We start from the raw sequence: 12739 nt of genomic DNA, 5'->3' as shown, positions 1-12739 counted from the left end.
TACGGCACTTACGGCGCGATCAACGAGCGGGTCTCGGCGTCCCGGCGCCAGAGCCGTTCGTTGGTCAGTTCGGTACCGCCCCACCAACGTTTGATCGTGTTGTGATGCCACACGTCGTCTTCGCGCGCGACAAGTGAACGTCCAAGTTCAGTCAGCGTGACCTTCCACTCGCTCTCGCCGCGGTAGCGGGCCTCATTGTCGAACGACGGATCGCCCAGCAGGACGGGCGGTGCCGAATGTTGCGCCAGTTCGATCAAAGCATCGCTCGCTTCGCCATCTTCGAGCACATCACGAAGCCACCTCGCCTCACAGACGCGCTTTGGCTCGGTGTGCCCGTCGTTCACAAAGTCCAGCATGTCCATTCGCTGGCTCCGAGCCCCGTCAACCTGTCCGGAAGCTCTTCAAGCATCGCAATGAGCGCCGATCGAAGTCTCGGCAGGATCATCAGATCCGTCATCAGCTGATCGAAACAGGGTTCTGGCGTCGACGCCCGATAGGCCCGCCAAGCGCGGCTTGCCGTCATCAAATGATTGTCGACCACCTTGAAGGCCGGCAGCTTCCATTTTGCGACCGATTGCGGTGCATAGTTCGCAACAATGTCATCCGTATGCACCAAGCTCAGCTTCGTCGTGATCTCCTTGTAGGGGCGAAGAAGGTCGAGCAGCCAGACGAGCACAAGCTGATCATTGGGCAGGGGATCGACCCATACTTCGATTGAGTCGAACTTCGCACACAGCTCGAAGAAACCGATATCGCGCGTGCCGAAACCTTCCAGCGAGCCGCGACAAACGTCGTCGAGCCAATGATCGCCTGGATTACGGTGCTTTTCCGATCGCCGCTCCAGCCCCATCAAAAGTTGCTCCTCGGAAGGTAATTTCCCCGAGACGAAGCGTAGACAGAATCCGAGCGCGATTTTCGCCGCACCCGATTGGCGAAGCGTGTTTGCCGCAAGATCGTTCGTGGCCAGGATCAGATGTGACACGATCGCATCTCAAATTGATACGTAATACAGGGGCACTTTTGCCGAAAGATCAAGGGGACGACCATGTCAGCACGACCGGCATAGGTGAGACCAACGCCGGACGAACTGGTCAAGATCACACGCTTCATAGCCCCGGCGTCCTACTCCAAAAACGAGACACGATCGCGTCTCAAATTGATTACCCAACACTCTGAGCGATACGCATCAAACCGGCGGGACCAATAAGCGGCTTTCGCGATCCCACCGCCGGAGCCGTTCGGTGGTGACAAGCGTGCCGCCCCACCAGCGCGCGATCCGATTATGGCGGCAGAAATCCTCATCGCCTGCCAGCACCGCCTTCCCCAGATCTGTAAGCGACAAGCGGGATTGCTTGTATCGTGCGTGACGGAGAGCATCGTCATGCATGTCGAGCGAGAATGGCCCCTCGTCCAGCCCTGCTACGGCCGGCACCGGACATCGCGCGAGCCCATCAAGCAGCGCGCCCACTTTCCAGTAGTCGAATACGCGACGCTCGTTGGGCTTCTGATGGCCTGGGAAGACATCGAAGGGCTGCACGTTGCCTGGTGCGATCAACCCAAGAATCCGCATCTCAGTGGCTCCGAGACCAGTGGCAACGCTCGGAAGCTCTTCGAGCAGGTCAACGGCGCCCCGCTCAAGCTGCGGAAGCAAACTCAAATCCGTTTTGAGAAGGCCGAACCAATCCTGCGGCGTCGGCGCACGATAGGCCCGCCACGCACGAGCTGCGATTTCAAGGTGATCAGGCCTGAGCTCAACAATCGGCGGGTTCAGCTTGGCAAGCCGCTCCAGATCGACACGACCAACGGCAATGTCCAGCTGACGTATCACGAGTTTGGAAACCGCCGCTCTTTCATTGCCGCAATGGTCGAGCGGCCAGAGCAGAAGCAATTGCGCATTCGGCTCTGGCCCCATCCACAATTCGGCCGAGTCGCATTCCGACAGCAGCTCGATCAGTCCACGGTCTTTCACTCCCGACCCTTCGAGACGCCAGGACGGCGTGTTGTCCAACCAATGAAGACCGCAAGGCTGCGTCGTGCGCGGCGCAAAGAAAGCCCCCAATTCCTCCTCGGACGGCAGCGGCCCCCAGATGAGCCGGCGCTCGATCGCGATGACGAGATCGGCAAGGTCCGCGCGTAGCAGAGCGCCGGCAGCGGATGAATCTGTTGTCACGATGAGCCGCGTCATCCTCGCAGCCTCACGGTTTCGTCAAACCGAGACCGTACCGCCACAGGCGATCGCCCCTCATCACGATCAGATCGTCCGGCACAAGGCGCAGTTTGAGTTTTTGCGCCGGCCCGGAATGAGATCTGAGGTGATCGAGCAACCAAATCAGTTGCAACTGATCTTCGGGATTCGGGTCGAACCAGAGTTCGATCGCATCGTAGGGTTCACAGAACTCGATAAGGGACAAATCCTTGCGGTTTCGGATGGCACTAGGCCAGCGGATGCCCCATCGGGCCAGTGATCACCGGGTGAAAGCGTCTCCGAACGCGCCGCAAAATAGGCCGCAAGCATTTCAGGTGAAGGCAAGGGTCCCCACTGAAAGCGAAAAGAAAACGCAACGACAATTTCGGCCAATCCCGATTTGGCGAGCCCAAATCCGGACGAACTGGTCAAGATCAGACGCTTCATCGCGGACGCATCCCACCCCACCCCAAAACGAAACGGGCACCGAAGACGTCGGCAACTCAACGTCCTCAGCGCCCGCTCCTCGCGAAAACTCTACTGCTTTAAGGCTTACTCCGCCGGCTCCTCGCCGTCGGCGTCGCGCTCCGGGGTGCCGGCGAGAATCTGCTCGGCGATCAGGCCGGAGTTCTGGCGGATCGAGGTCTCGATCTTGGCGGTGATGTCGGGGTTGCCCTTCAAGAACGCCTTGGCGTTCTCGCGGCCCTGGCCGAGGCGCTGGCTGTCATAGGAGAACCAGGCGCCGGACTTCTCGACGATGCCGGCCTTGACGCCGAGATCGAGGATCTCGCCCATCTTGGAGACGCCCTCGCCATACATGATGTCGAATTCGACCTGCTTGAACGGCGGCGCCAGCTTGTTCTTCACCACCTTCACGCGCGTGGTGTTGCCGACGACTTCGTCGCGCTCCTTGATCGCGCCGATGCGGCGGATGTCGAGGCGGACGGAGGCGTAGAATTTCAGCGCGTTGCCGCCGGTCGTGGTCTCGGGCGAACCGTACATCACACCAATCTTCATGCGGATCTGGTTGATGAAGATCACCATGGTGTTGGACTTGTTGATCGAGGCCGTGAGCTTGCGCAGCGCCTGGCTCATCAGGCGGGCCTGCAGACCCGGCAGCGCATCGCCCATCTCGCCCTCGAGCTCGGCCTTCGGCACCAGCGCCGCAACCGAATCGACCACCAGCACGTCCACAGCGCCGGAGCGCACCAAGGTGTCGCAAATTTCCAACGCCTGCTCGCCGGTGTCGGGCTGCGAGATCAGCAGTTCGTCAATGTTGACGCCGAGCTTGCGGGCATAGACCGGATCGAGCGCGTGCTCGGCGTCGATGAAGGCGCAGATGCCACCCTTCTTCTGCGCTTCCGCCACCGTATGCAGCGCCAGCGTGGTCTTGCCCGACGATTCCGGCCCGTAGATCTCGACGATGCGTCCCTTGGGCAGGCCGCCGATGCCGAGCGCGATATCGAGCCCGAGCGAGCCCGAGGACACCGCCTCGATGTCCATGGAGCGGTCGCTCTTGCCGAGCTTCATCACCGATCCCTTGCCGAACTGGCGCTCGATCTGAGAGAGCGCGGCAGCCAGGGCTTTACTCTTGTCCATGGAAGATCCTTCGACGATACGCAGGGCAGTGGCGGACATTGGGTCGTGCTCCTTATGGCGAGGATTCGCTAGGGGGACAAACGATTGAGAGGGCGGGCCGGCGATAAAAATAATGTACCCCATTTGTTCTCAGTTCGCAATATGTTCTTTGCGGCTGTCCCAATCCCCTTGCTCGTGCCTGAATCGAAAAGGGGCCGCCCTTCAGCGACCCCTTTGCCGGTTGCAATCTCGTTTCGGGATGAAATTCCAGCCCCGGCGGGAGGCACCGTACCGGTGTCCAGATGCCAAGTGGATTCCGGGCAACTACCGTTCGTAGCACTGTCCTAATTGGCGTTTCGCTGGATCTCTTGCGCCTGAATGCTACTTTTTGTAACGCTAGTATATGTAGCGTTATATTTCGTACCCTTGAATCCAGGAGGTGTGATGAAATCGGTTTTCAAGATCGTTGTGGCCCTGGCCATCTTCGTCGGCTCGGCCTCGACGCAAGCGCAGACATCGAACACTCCGATCTCATCGGGCGCTCCGAAAGTCGGTGCAAAAATTACGAAGAAATCGCAATTGCACGACGGTTGCCACAGCCGGTACGCGTAGATGCTTGGCAAGCCCTGCCACTAACGCGCGATGAGATGACGAAGCATCGTCATCGCGCTTTCGATTATTGTTTGAGCATGATCTCCGCGCAAACGCGGTCCACCTTTATCGCGAGAAAAACCGCTGCACGCTTTGCGCCAACGCGGCCCTTCGGGTCCGGATCATGCTTCAGCAGGCCAGCAGATGAAGCCGCCGAGGGCCGCCTCGGCGGCCTCTTTCGTTTCACGCCATGCTTGGAATCATTCCTGCGAGATCGGGTGAGCGCGATCGTCGCTTTCGTCGGCGCGCGCGTCCTGACCAGACGTGCACGCGCATTTGCCCTCGGCATGAACGCTGTGAGCGTCTGCTCTGCCACGATGGGATCCTCGTCCGAAACTGACGCGCATCAAAGACGCACGGGCCCAAGCGCCGTCATAAATCCTTAATCCTGAGGCACCGAACCTTTTAGCGGTCTGTGGCCTTCTTCGGGATGGGACCGCAACTCTGGGGACCCCTGGCATGACTGAAGACACACACCACGGCGCCATCAGGCGCAACCACCTCCTGGAGGCCGCGCAGGAGGAGATGATCAAGTTCGAGCGCAAGGAAAACGAGTTTCGCAAGAAGGACCGTGACGAGCGCGCCGCCGAGCTGCGGTTGCCTCTCGGCGAGATCAAGGTCCACTAAGGCCCACGACGGCGAGCGGTAGCGCCTGGGCACGCTGCAGAACCTGACCGCCGCTAGCGGCCGCCGTTGACCGCGCGGGAATCTAGCATCGCGCGCCGGGATACGCTTGGCTGAGCATCCCGCGTGATTATGGCATCTAAATACTTCCAGTAAGCCATTGATGGAATGACGAAATCGCCGCACAGCCTACTGTGCATGGGGTTGTTTTCCTCCTTTTTGAAAGATTGGTGCCCATTCACCATCGGCGAAGCGCGCCGGCGCGGAGCTCCGGCCGCCTCCCCGCACCTGCGCTTGATGCCGCCTTACAGCAGCGCCAGCAGCACGAGGCCGATCACCAGCACGACGAAGCCAGCCGCCGTCGCGGCGGCGAAAGACCGCTCTACGTTATCCATGATGCCACCCCGTTGCCGCCGCGCCACGTTTCCCCCATGGCTGCGCCGGACGGTGTGGAATCTTGCCGACCCGTGTGTCGCCAGTTGTGCGGCCGGATGTCGAAATTGGGACGGGCGCGAGGCCAGTCTGCGGCCCGCGCGATCGCGACTTGCACAGACACCGTCAGGCGCGTGTAAGCCTGATCGCCTAGTCTCGTCGTGCCCGGTGGACCAACACCGGGTCTCCATACCCAGCCGACGACCCCGCTCCCCGCGAGCGGGGTTTTCTGTTTGCGGGCATGGACGAACGCGGCGCGACGAACGGGACGCCGACGCCGGCCCCGCTCCGCTTTGGCGCCCTGTCAGGCTGACGTAAGTCGAACCAGTTAGGGTCTCTTGGCTATGGTGTTGCAGCCCAGCACCTCAGCCTCCAACAACTCTTTGCCCCGCTTGGCTCTCCCCAGGCGGGGTTTTTTCATAGCTACCGGTTCGCAGCTCCTTCTCCTCCCGCGTCAGCCGCAGCGAGACGGCGCGGATCGCGGGCGCCGCCAGCAGCACGATCGGCAGCATCGCAGCCCACGCGATCAGCCACGACACCATCCAGTGCCCGAGGAAGACCATCGCGCTGCCTGCAGGAAGGCTGGCGATGCCTGCCGCGATCAGCGAGGTCAGTCCGGACTGGATGATGCCGAAGACGAAATGAGAGTAGCGGCGGGGAATGCCGAGCATGAGGCGCCCATGGTTGCTTGCCGTCATCGGGCCAAGCAAGGCCCATGCCGTCGCGCGCGGATTGTTCCGTGGTTCTCCGACCATGAACAGAGTTCCGGGGCGGCGCGCAAGCGGCGCCGAATCCGACCTCGTTTGCTTCGGAATGCGCGCCCTCGCGGTTTCCGTCAACGGTCCGGGACTTATCGACAGATTTCACTTGTTGCGGGCATATGATGACGCCCAACATGTTACGGGCATGGAAGGTGAATCGTGGGAGGTGACCATGAATCACAGGGGCGTCGAGTTCACCGTCGCCAAGACGGCAGTTCCGGGAATTTGGCAGTGGCAGTTCCGAATCGGCGACCAAATCAAGACCGGCAGAACTGAGACAAAGATCGACCTCTTGGCGATCCGGCGGGTGCAGCTGCGTATCGACCGCGAGCTGAAGGCCATCGAGCGCAAGACGGCCTGAGCAAGACGGCCTGAACCCGCCCGTCTGGGTGAGATCAGCGGCGGCGCAGCGCCCCAGGGGATTTATCCCGTAGCCGCCCGGAATTGATCTGATCGAGGTTTGGGATTGCACTGCGCGCCCGTGGCCTTGGGGTTGGGCCGTCACGCGTGATCGGTGCCAGCCATGCCGCTCTACTTCTTTCGAATCCGGAACGGCCGTTATTCCGGCTGCGCGGACCAGGCAAGCGAATTTGACGATCGCGATTCGGCCTGGAAGGAGATGACCAGCGTCTGCGCCGACATGGCCGCCGGCATCGCCCGCAAGCTTCAGCAAAATTCCGAATGGCACATGGAGCTGCTGGACGAGGCCAAGGAGCCCGTATTCCGGATCCGCATCGTCGCAGAAACGATCGAAAAGGTGAGGCCCTAAAGCGCGATGCGATTAGGACGAATCGTCATCGCGCTTTAGGCTCTTGTTTGAGCATGATCTTTCCGGAAATCCGCTGCACACTTTTTCCGGATCATACTCTAATCCGCGCTGGGCAGCCGCCGCATGGTGAATTCGATGTCGCCACCGGGCAATTCGCGCCAGGTCTCGACCGCGCTCATATAGCCGGCCTTGGGGTAGCGGGCGAAGAAGGCCTCCGCCCTCGCCCTTGCCGCTGCGCGCGGCAGCGTGAAGGTCTCACGCAGATAGCCGTCGCCGGTCGCATGGTCCGGCTTGCCGCCCATCTTGCGCCGGCGCGCCATCCGTTCGGCGAGATCCCGCGGACGATCGGCCATGTCCCGTCCTCCTCTACGCAATACTCTCTTGCGAGATGTAGGAGGCCGGCAGGGCAAAGAGGAGTCCCACCCGGAGGCCCGCCCCCCGGGCGGTGGCAGGTCAATTGGCGGCCGTGCCGGATTTCTTCTTCGACGCGCTGGTCGCGGCCGAGGCCTTCGGCGCCGCCGATTGTTTCGGCGGATCGGCGCGCATGCCGCCCCAGGGATCGTTGGATGCCTTGGAGTCCGGAATCTTCTTCAGCGTTTCCTTGTAGGCCTTTTCACGCTCGGCGTCCGCGGCCTTCTCCTCGGGGGTCTTGCCCGGGCCTTCCTGCAGCAAATTGAGATTGGGCATTTGCGCGTAGGCCGGTCCCGCCAGCACGGCCAGCACCGCGGCCAAACGGAAAAGCTTCATCATCCACTCCTTGATCATCCATGAAGCGCGGATCGCCCGCGCCTCGTCATCCTTGTCGCGGCCGACCGCGACCTCAGCGCCGCCTGGCCGCTAGAGCCGGTCCGATCTGCACGATTTCGGCGCATGCAGCCAGTCGTCCCAGATCGGGCCGCATTTGGTGCACCCGTTCAGCGCAAGGCCGAGCGCAGCCAGACAAAAGACCAGGACACATCGACGCAACATCATCCACCCGTACCCAAGCGCGCCATCATATCGGGCGAAGTCGGGCATTTTCAAGCCGAAGAGACCGGCGCCAGACCGGGTGACTTTGCCGCGCCGATGCGCGCAGAATGAGGCGAAACATCCGGCCATAATGGAGGGAACGACAGCAATGCAAACGCAGCCAGACGCCGAGTTCGGCATCACTGACGCCAAACGCATCCTCGGCGAAGTCTTTGCGCCCTGGGTCCAGGATCTCGACCTCTCGGTCGAGCGCATCGAGCACGCACAGCCGGCGGATGCGCCGGACTGGCAGCCGGGTGCCCTGCTGCGCATGCCGTTTTCGGAACGGCTGTGCCGGAACGGCGGCGTGGTCTGCGGCCAGGCGCTGATGGCGCTCGCCGACACCGCGATGGTGATCGCGATCCTCGCCGCCAACCGCGGCTATCGCCCGATGACCACGGTCGACCAAACCACGCATTTCATGCGCGCAGCCTCCTCCTCGGACGTGCTGGCGGATGCCCGCGTGGTGCGGCTCGGGCGCACCATGAGCTTTGGCCGCGTCACGCTGCTCTCGGCCTCCGACAACAAGCCGATTGCGATGGTGTCGAGCGCGTTCGCGATGCTGCCGGGCTGATCGTGCTTTGAAAAGGAGAGAGCCGCGGAAGCGCCAGGCGCAATGCGGCTCTCGACGAATCCCATGTCGAGACAGGGAACGTTACTTGCCGAGCACCTCGTCGGCCGCGGTCACGATGCTGACGTTCGGATTTTTTTTCCGCAATAGGCGCCGAACTTCTTGGCGTTCTGGATGAACACGTCGGTGTCGATGATCGCGTTGTCCTCGTCGCCCTTGTACCAGCCGTCCATCCAGGTCAGTACGACTTGGATGTTGTCTTCGCCGCTCTCGAGAAATTGCTTGCAGCTCATGGTCGAGAGGTCCCACTTGATGGCGTGGGCGGGCATGGACGACAGCGAGAGCGCTGCAGCGAACAGAATCGAAAGCATGGTCTTCATCAGTATCTCCATCGGCGCGAACGCCATAAAGGGCTTGTCAGGAAAGTCGGCGGAGAGATTGTCCGCGTCAACGTGGTAAACGAAGCCTGAAGCGCTGTGCAAGTAGCGCCAGTATTGAGTTGAGTTCAAGGTAATTTCTATGCGCTATTTCACAATGGTCATTGTGGATGGACGCAGATGATTGAGAGGCGTGCAACGCAGCGTCACCGTGTTTTCAAGGGGGGCAGGATCACCTTTGAAAATAGCGGAATCGCATGCACGGTGAGAAACATATCGACCGGCGGCGCTGCCGTCGATCTCGACGGTCCCACAACGCTGCCGCAGAGCTTCAAGCTATCGATTTCGTGCGACAATTTCGTGCGGACTTGCCGCCCCGTGTGGCGCAGCGACAAACGCGTCGGCCTTGCTTTCGTGCAATAGCGCGCGCGATGTGAACGATCGTTCGCATCGCATCCACAACACGATCATGATCGCGCGATACGACGGCGGCGACGCCAGCGCAGGCTTGCAATCGCAAACGCGACGACCGCGAGCGCGATCACTGAGGACGCCGCAAGAAATCGTCCGCCGGGACGATCGATGGTGCGCGACCATAGCGATGGTGCCTCGCCCGGCCGCGCCAGGCGAAACGCAACGACGCTGTCGCCGATCGAAGTGCCTGCCTCGGAGTGGCCGCCGGCGCCGATCGCGACATATTGCTCGCCCTGCCAGAGATAGGTCATGGGATTGGCGACACCCGGGACCGGCAACCGGCCCTGCCACAGCTCCCTGCCGCTCCGCGCATCGAAGGCGCGCAAATAGGCGTCCATCGCTCCGGTGAAGACGAGCCCGCCTGCGGTGACCGCGAGCCCGTTGACGAGCGGCGCGCCCCACGGCAGCGGCACGCCGAGCGGTGCAAGATCCTCGGTGGTGCCGACCGTCGAACGCCAGAGGACTTTTCCGGCCTTCAGATCGACCGCGACCATCTCGCCCCAGGGCGGCTTGTTGCAGAGCAAACCGAGCGGCGACATCACCACCGCGCGCGTCATCGCGAACGGCGTGCCACGCTGCTGGCCGAAATCATGACCGGGCGGCGGATTGAACCCGACAGCTTCCGCGCGCGGGATCAGCTTGACGCGATGCACGGCGCGGCTGGTGTTGGCGTAGAGGATCTGGCTGACCGGATCGAAGGCCGCACTGCCCCAGTTCACCCCGCCACCGGTGAATGGAAACAACAGCGTGCCCTGCCTCGAAGGCGGCGTGAACAGGCCCTCATTGTGCGCCTCCGCGAATTGCCGCTCGCAGGACGAGCGACGCAGCGCAGGCAATAGCGCGAGCGCATCATCGGTCGAGATCGTCTGCGACGTCAGCGCGGGCACGTGCGTCGGGAACGGCTGGGTCGGCGACAATCTTTCCCCTTCCGCGCCGTCCTGCGGCACGGCGCGCTCCTCAACGGGCCAGACCGGCTTGCCGGTGTCGCGATCGAGCACGAAGACAAAACCCTGCTTGGTCGGCTGGATCACGACGTCGCGCTGGCCCTCGCCCGTGTCGAGGCGCGCCAGCGTCGGTTGCGCCGCCAGATCGTAGTCCCAGACATCGTGATGCACGATCTGAAAGGCCCATACGAGTTCGCCGGTCTCGATGTGCAGCGCGACCACCGAATTGGCGTGCTCGTTGTTGCCCGGCCGCTTGCCGCCCCAGAAATCCGGCGAGGGCGACGACGTCGGCAGGAATACGAGTCCGCGCGCGTCATCGACCGACATCGGCGCCCAGACATTGGCGTGACCGGCTTCGATGCCTTCGCGCTCGAGCGGCTCGAAGGTCCAGCGTGGCTGGCCGCTGCGCGCATCGAACGCTCGCACCACGCCGCTCGGCGCGTCGACACGGCGGTTGTCGCCGATCGCAGATCCGACTACGACGACACCGCGGCCGACCGCCGGCGGCGAGGTGATCTGGAATTCGCCCGGCCATTCCAGGGCCATTCCGATATCGAGCTTGATCTCCCCGCCATTGCCAAAACCGGTACAGGGAACGCCTGTCTTCGCATCGAGCGCGATCAGGCGGACGTCGTTCGTGCCCATGAAGATGCGCGCGCGGCAGGCGGCATCCGGCGGTGCCGTATCGTCGACCCAATAGGTGACGCCGCGGCAGACATAGCGATTGGCGGGGCGCTGGTTGATCGCGATCTTCGGATCATAGCGCCATTTCTGCGCGCCCGTGCCGGGATCGAGCGCGATGACCTCGTTGAAGGGCGTGCAGAAGATCAGGCTGCCTTCGACGAACAGCGGCGTCGCCTGGAATTTGGTTCGCCGCATCAGCTCGGGCGAGCGTGCCGTGAGATCGCCGGTGTGATAATCGAAGGCGCGGACGAGCTGGCCGACATTGCCCGGCGAGATCTCCCGCAATGGCGAGAAGCGCGAACCGCCGGGATCGCCGCCCCAGCTCTCCCAGGCGAAAGACGGCGGCACGGCAAACGACAGGAGCGTAACGAATGCGGCAGCAACGCGCAGGTGGATCCGCAACGCCCGCCTCGTTCTATTTCGACTTCTTGGCGGGTTCGCTGGGGCGGGCCCCACCCCACGGATCGTACTTTTCCTTGGGCTCGGGAATGCGCTCGAGCGCGGCCTTGTAGGCCTTTTCGTCGACCTTGGGCTTGTTGTCCGCCTTGGCGTCGTTGCCATGGCGCTTGCTGCCGGCGCCCATCTGCGCCTGAGCCACGCTTCCCGCCAGCGCCAGCACCGCGGCCGCTATCACCAGAATCCTCATGAATGCAATCCCCCTCGCCTGGGGTACAAGCTAGCCTGCAATCGCGAAATAGCAAATGCCGCGGGTTCCAAGACTTCAGCAAATCTTGATCGGGCGGGACTTCGCCTGATCGCATTCGTGCCTATGTGTTGGCGCGCAGGGGGGACCTTCAGGTATGTTGCGGATCATTGCTCATGCGGCGCTGCTCGCCGGCGCGTTCGCACTCGGTGCCTGCGGCTTTGCCGACAGCCGCGCGCCGGTGCCCGAGTTCATGCGCATGAAGGAAGCCGAGCAACCGCCGCCCGAGCCGGCCCCCGACGTCAAGCGCGTGGTGCGTGAGCAGATCGACGTGGTCTTCCTGAACACGTCCTATCCGCGCGAGGTGCACGTCGCCCCGCCCCATCGCGAGGTGCGAGGACCGGGCTGGATGGCCTGCGTCCGCGCGCAGCTCACCTCCGCGACCGGTACGTCGCTGGGCGCCCAGACCTACATCGTGACCATCACCGGCGGAAGGGTCGTCGACCGCCGGCGTGCGGAAGCCGACGACATCTGCGGGACCGAGACTTACCAGCCGATTTAGGAACAAATCGCTCTAACGAAGCTGCGGTTCCGGGGAAAAAGCAGCATCGCCGACGGGAACGAACACCGCCTCCCTTTCTTGTTACCGCCGAGGGCAGTTTCGAGGAGGACATGATGAGGACGTTGACTGTTGCGCTGTTGGCGGGCGTCGGTGCTTTGGCAGCCGCATCGAGTGCGAAGGCTTCCGACATCTACACGAGCAGCGAGTACACCAATCCGGATCTCGTCCAGCAGGTACGACTTGTCTGCGACGACGCCGGCCGCTGCTATCGCACGCGCAGCGGTTCGCGTGTGATCGTGCGAGATTCCTATGACTACATGCCGCGCGAACGCTATTATGAACGTCGGACCTACCATCGCGATTGGGATGACGGTCCGCGCGCCGGCGTCGGCATTCGCGCACCTGGCGTCAGCGTTGGCGTCGGTGTCGACGACCGCTGGTAATCGATGAAGGCTTGATGGCCGGGACCGGACGAG

Annotated in this window: 20 protein-coding genes and 1 pseudogene; 9 read left to right on the top strand and 12 right to left on the bottom strand. The window is 62.5% G+C overall.

Annotated features, from left to right (window positions below; all coding sequences use genetic code 11):
* Window positions 1-8: 8 nt before the first annotated feature.
* The 5 genes from ACNJX8_RS15570 to recA all read right to left on the bottom strand — a co-directional run bounded on the left by ACNJX8_RS15570 (window position 9) and on the right by recA (window position 3823).
* Window positions 9-362 (bottom strand): hypothetical protein, encoded by a 354-nt coding sequence (locus ACNJX8_RS15570; protein ID WP_439361286.1) that lies wholly within the window; start codon window positions 360-362, stop codon window positions 9-11.
* Window positions 341-982, bottom strand: a complete 642-nt coding sequence (locus ACNJX8_RS15565) for a hypothetical protein (RefSeq protein ID WP_439361285.1) — start codon at window positions 980-982, stop codon at window positions 341-343. Before ACNJX8_RS15565 ends, ACNJX8_RS15570 begins: the two co-directional genes overlap by 22 nt.
* A gap of 204 nt (window positions 983-1186) precedes the next feature.
* Window positions 1187-2185 (bottom strand): hypothetical protein, encoded by a 999-nt coding sequence (locus ACNJX8_RS15560; RefSeq protein ID WP_439361283.1) that lies wholly within the window; start codon window positions 2183-2185, stop codon window positions 1187-1189.
* 10 nt (window positions 2186-2195) lie between these two features.
* Window positions 2196-2411 (bottom strand): hypothetical protein, encoded by a 216-nt coding sequence (locus ACNJX8_RS15555; protein WP_208758131.1) that lies wholly within the window; start codon window positions 2409-2411, stop codon window positions 2196-2198.
* Window positions 2412-2737: 326 nt separating this feature from the next.
* Window positions 2738-3823: a recombinase RecA gene (recA, locus tag ACNJX8_RS15550; RefSeq protein ID WP_128932875.1), complete on the bottom strand. Its 1086-nt coding sequence runs from the start codon at window positions 3821-3823 to the stop codon at window positions 2738-2740.
* A 384-nt stretch (window positions 3824-4207) separates the two neighbouring features.
* Between recA and ACNJX8_RS15545 the strand changes: the two genes are divergently transcribed.
* Window positions 4208-4375 carry a hypothetical protein gene (locus tag ACNJX8_RS15545; protein ID WP_439361282.1) on the top strand — a complete coding sequence of 56 codons (168 nt, stop codon included), beginning with the start codon at window positions 4208-4210 and terminating at the stop codon, window positions 4373-4375.
* 64 nt (window positions 4376-4439) lie between these two features.
* On the opposite strand, the gene ACNJX8_RS15540 is transcribed toward ACNJX8_RS15545, so the two are convergent.
* Window positions 4440-4730 (bottom strand): hypothetical protein, encoded by a 291-nt coding sequence (locus ACNJX8_RS15540; protein WP_439361281.1) that lies wholly within the window; start codon window positions 4728-4730, stop codon window positions 4440-4442.
* 143 nt (window positions 4731-4873) lie between these two features.
* Between ACNJX8_RS15540 and ACNJX8_RS15535 the strand changes: the two genes are divergently transcribed.
* Entirely contained in the window at window positions 4874-5041 is a 168-nt protein-coding gene (locus ACNJX8_RS15535) for a hypothetical protein (RefSeq protein WP_164934493.1), read from the top strand.
* Between the two features lie 794 nt (window positions 5042-5835).
* On the opposite strand, the gene ACNJX8_RS15530 is transcribed toward ACNJX8_RS15535, so the two are convergent.
* Window positions 5836-6141 (bottom strand): DUF2798 domain-containing protein, encoded by a 306-nt coding sequence (locus ACNJX8_RS15530; protein ID WP_245474140.1) that lies wholly within the window; start codon window positions 6139-6141, stop codon window positions 5836-5838.
* A gap of 262 nt (window positions 6142-6403) precedes the next feature.
* Between ACNJX8_RS15530 and ACNJX8_RS15525 the strand changes: the two genes are divergently transcribed.
* Both ACNJX8_RS15525 and ACNJX8_RS15520 read left to right on the top strand, forming a co-directional pair.
* Window positions 6404-6592: a hypothetical protein gene (locus tag ACNJX8_RS15525; RefSeq protein WP_091889179.1), complete on the top strand. Its 189-nt coding sequence runs from the start codon at window positions 6404-6406 to the stop codon at window positions 6590-6592.
* 162 nt (window positions 6593-6754) lie between these two features.
* A complete protein-coding gene (locus ACNJX8_RS15520) occupies window positions 6755-7000 on the top strand; it encodes a DUF6894 family protein (RefSeq protein ID WP_128932872.1) in 246 nt (81 codons plus the stop codon).
* Between the two features lie 98 nt (window positions 7001-7098).
* Here the strand turns inward: ACNJX8_RS15520 and ACNJX8_RS15515 are convergent, their stop codons facing one another.
* Together ACNJX8_RS15515 and ACNJX8_RS15510 are read right to left on the bottom strand one after the other, a co-directional pair.
* Window positions 7099-7353 (bottom strand): hypothetical protein, encoded by a 255-nt coding sequence (locus ACNJX8_RS15515; protein ID WP_164940180.1) that lies wholly within the window; start codon window positions 7351-7353, stop codon window positions 7099-7101.
* A gap of 100 nt (window positions 7354-7453) precedes the next feature.
* A complete protein-coding gene (locus ACNJX8_RS15510) occupies window positions 7454-7747 on the bottom strand; it encodes a hypothetical protein (RefSeq protein WP_128956109.1) in 294 nt (97 codons plus the stop codon).
* 123 nt (window positions 7748-7870) lie between these two features.
* Between ACNJX8_RS15510 and ACNJX8_RS15505 the strand changes: the two genes are divergently transcribed.
* Both ACNJX8_RS15505 and ACNJX8_RS15500 read left to right on the top strand, forming a co-directional pair.
* A complete protein-coding gene (locus ACNJX8_RS15505) occupies window positions 7871-8080 on the top strand; it encodes a hypothetical protein (protein ID WP_164939634.1) in 210 nt (69 codons plus the stop codon).
* 37 nt (window positions 8081-8117) lie between these two features.
* Window positions 8118-8582, top strand: coding sequence for a PaaI family thioesterase (locus ACNJX8_RS15500; RefSeq protein ID WP_091889104.1), 465 nt, complete (start codon window positions 8118-8120; stop codon window positions 8580-8582).
* Window positions 8583-8663: 81 nt separating this feature from the next.
* Here the strand turns inward: ACNJX8_RS15500 and ACNJX8_RS15495 are convergent.
* Window positions 8664-8959 (bottom strand): annotated as a pseudogene (locus ACNJX8_RS15495) (HdeA family protein).
* A gap of 177 nt (window positions 8960-9136) precedes the next feature.
* Between ACNJX8_RS15495 and ACNJX8_RS15490 the strand changes: the two are divergent.
* Window positions 9137-9379: a PilZ domain-containing protein gene (locus ACNJX8_RS15490; protein ID WP_091889108.1), complete on the top strand. Its 243-nt coding sequence runs from the start codon at window positions 9137-9139 to the stop codon at window positions 9377-9379.
* Between the two features lie 44 nt (window positions 9380-9423).
* Here the strand turns inward: ACNJX8_RS15490 and ACNJX8_RS15485 are convergent, their stop codons facing one another.
* Both ACNJX8_RS15485 and ACNJX8_RS15480 read right to left on the bottom strand, forming a co-directional pair.
* Complete coding sequence (locus ACNJX8_RS15485; protein WP_439361280.1) at window positions 9424-11460, bottom strand: pyrroloquinoline quinone-dependent dehydrogenase; 2037 nt, start codon at window positions 11458-11460, stop codon at window positions 9424-9426.
* 13 nt (window positions 11461-11473) lie between these two features.
* Complete coding sequence (locus tag ACNJX8_RS15480) at window positions 11474-11704, bottom strand: hypothetical protein (RefSeq protein ID WP_091889110.1); 231 nt, start codon at window positions 11702-11704, stop codon at window positions 11474-11476.
* Between the two features lie 154 nt (window positions 11705-11858).
* On the opposite strand from ACNJX8_RS15480, the gene ACNJX8_RS15475 reads away from it, so the two are divergent.
* Together ACNJX8_RS15475 and ACNJX8_RS15470 are read left to right on the top strand one after the other, a co-directional pair.
* Window positions 11859-12263 carry a hypothetical protein gene (locus tag ACNJX8_RS15475; protein ID WP_439361279.1) on the top strand — a complete coding sequence of 135 codons (405 nt, stop codon included), beginning with the start codon at window positions 11859-11861 and terminating at the stop codon, window positions 12261-12263.
* Between the two features lie 110 nt (window positions 12264-12373).
* Window positions 12374-12706: a hypothetical protein gene (locus ACNJX8_RS15470; protein WP_128932866.1), complete on the top strand. Its 333-nt coding sequence runs from the start codon at window positions 12374-12376 to the stop codon at window positions 12704-12706.
* The last annotated feature ends 33 nt before the right edge of the window (window positions 12707-12739 follow it).

This window comes from Bradyrhizobium sp. SPXBL-04, from assembly GCF_051853035.1.
GTDB lineage: Bacteria > Pseudomonadota > Alphaproteobacteria > Rhizobiales > Xanthobacteraceae > Bradyrhizobium > Bradyrhizobium zhanjiangense.
Note: the sequence above shows the minus strand (reverse complement) of the source record. Positions and strands in the feature narration are given on the sequence as shown.

Bases quoted from the DNA above. Each gene is read 5' to 3' on its own strand.
- ACNJX8_RS15570 (WP_439361286.1), bottom strand. From the start codon at position 362: ATGGACATGCTGGACTTTGTGAACGACGGGCACACCGAGCCAAAGCGC.
- ACNJX8_RS15560 (WP_439361283.1), bottom strand. From the start codon at position 2,185: ATGACGCGGCTCATCGTGACAACAGATTCATCCGCTGCCGGCGCTCTG.
- recA (WP_128932875.1), bottom strand. From the start codon at position 3,823: ATGTCCGCCACTGCCCTGCGTATCGTCGAAGGATCTTCCATGGACAAG.
- ACNJX8_RS15545 (WP_439361282.1), top strand. From the start codon at position 4,208: ATGAAATCGGTTTTCAAGATCGTTGTGGCCCTGGCCATCTTCGTCGGC.
- ACNJX8_RS15535 (WP_164934493.1), top strand. From the start codon at position 4,874: ATGACTGAAGACACACACCACGGCGCCATCAGGCGCAACCACCTCCTG.
- ACNJX8_RS15530 (WP_245474140.1), bottom strand. From the start codon at position 6,141: ATGCTCGGCATTCCCCGCCGCTACTCTCATTTCGTCTTCGGCATCATC.
- ACNJX8_RS15525 (WP_091889179.1), top strand. From the start codon at position 6,404: ATGAATCACAGGGGCGTCGAGTTCACCGTCGCCAAGACGGCAGTTCCG.
- ACNJX8_RS15520 (WP_128932872.1), top strand. From the start codon at position 6,755: ATGCCGCTCTACTTCTTTCGAATCCGGAACGGCCGTTATTCCGGCTGC.
- ACNJX8_RS15515 (WP_164940180.1), bottom strand. From the start codon at position 7,353: ATGGCCGATCGTCCGCGGGATCTCGCCGAACGGATGGCGCGCCGGCGC.
- ACNJX8_RS15510 (WP_128956109.1), bottom strand. From the start codon at position 7,747: ATGAAGCTTTTCCGTTTGGCCGCGGTGCTGGCCGTGCTGGCGGGACCG.
- ACNJX8_RS15505 (WP_164939634.1), top strand. From the start codon at position 7,871: ATGCAGCCAGTCGTCCCAGATCGGGCCGCATTTGGTGCACCCGTTCAG.
- ACNJX8_RS15500 (WP_091889104.1), top strand. From the start codon at position 8,118: ATGCAAACGCAGCCAGACGCCGAGTTCGGCATCACTGACGCCAAACGC.
- ACNJX8_RS15490 (WP_091889108.1), top strand. From the start codon at position 9,137: ATGATTGAGAGGCGTGCAACGCAGCGTCACCGTGTTTTCAAGGGGGGC.
- ACNJX8_RS15480 (WP_091889110.1), bottom strand. From the start codon at position 11,704: ATGAGGATTCTGGTGATAGCGGCCGCGGTGCTGGCGCTGGCGGGAAGC.
- ACNJX8_RS15475 (WP_439361279.1), top strand. From the start codon at position 11,859: ATGTTGCGGATCATTGCTCATGCGGCGCTGCTCGCCGGCGCGTTCGCA.
- ACNJX8_RS15470 (WP_128932866.1), top strand. From the start codon at position 12,374: ATGATGAGGACGTTGACTGTTGCGCTGTTGGCGGGCGTCGGTGCTTTG.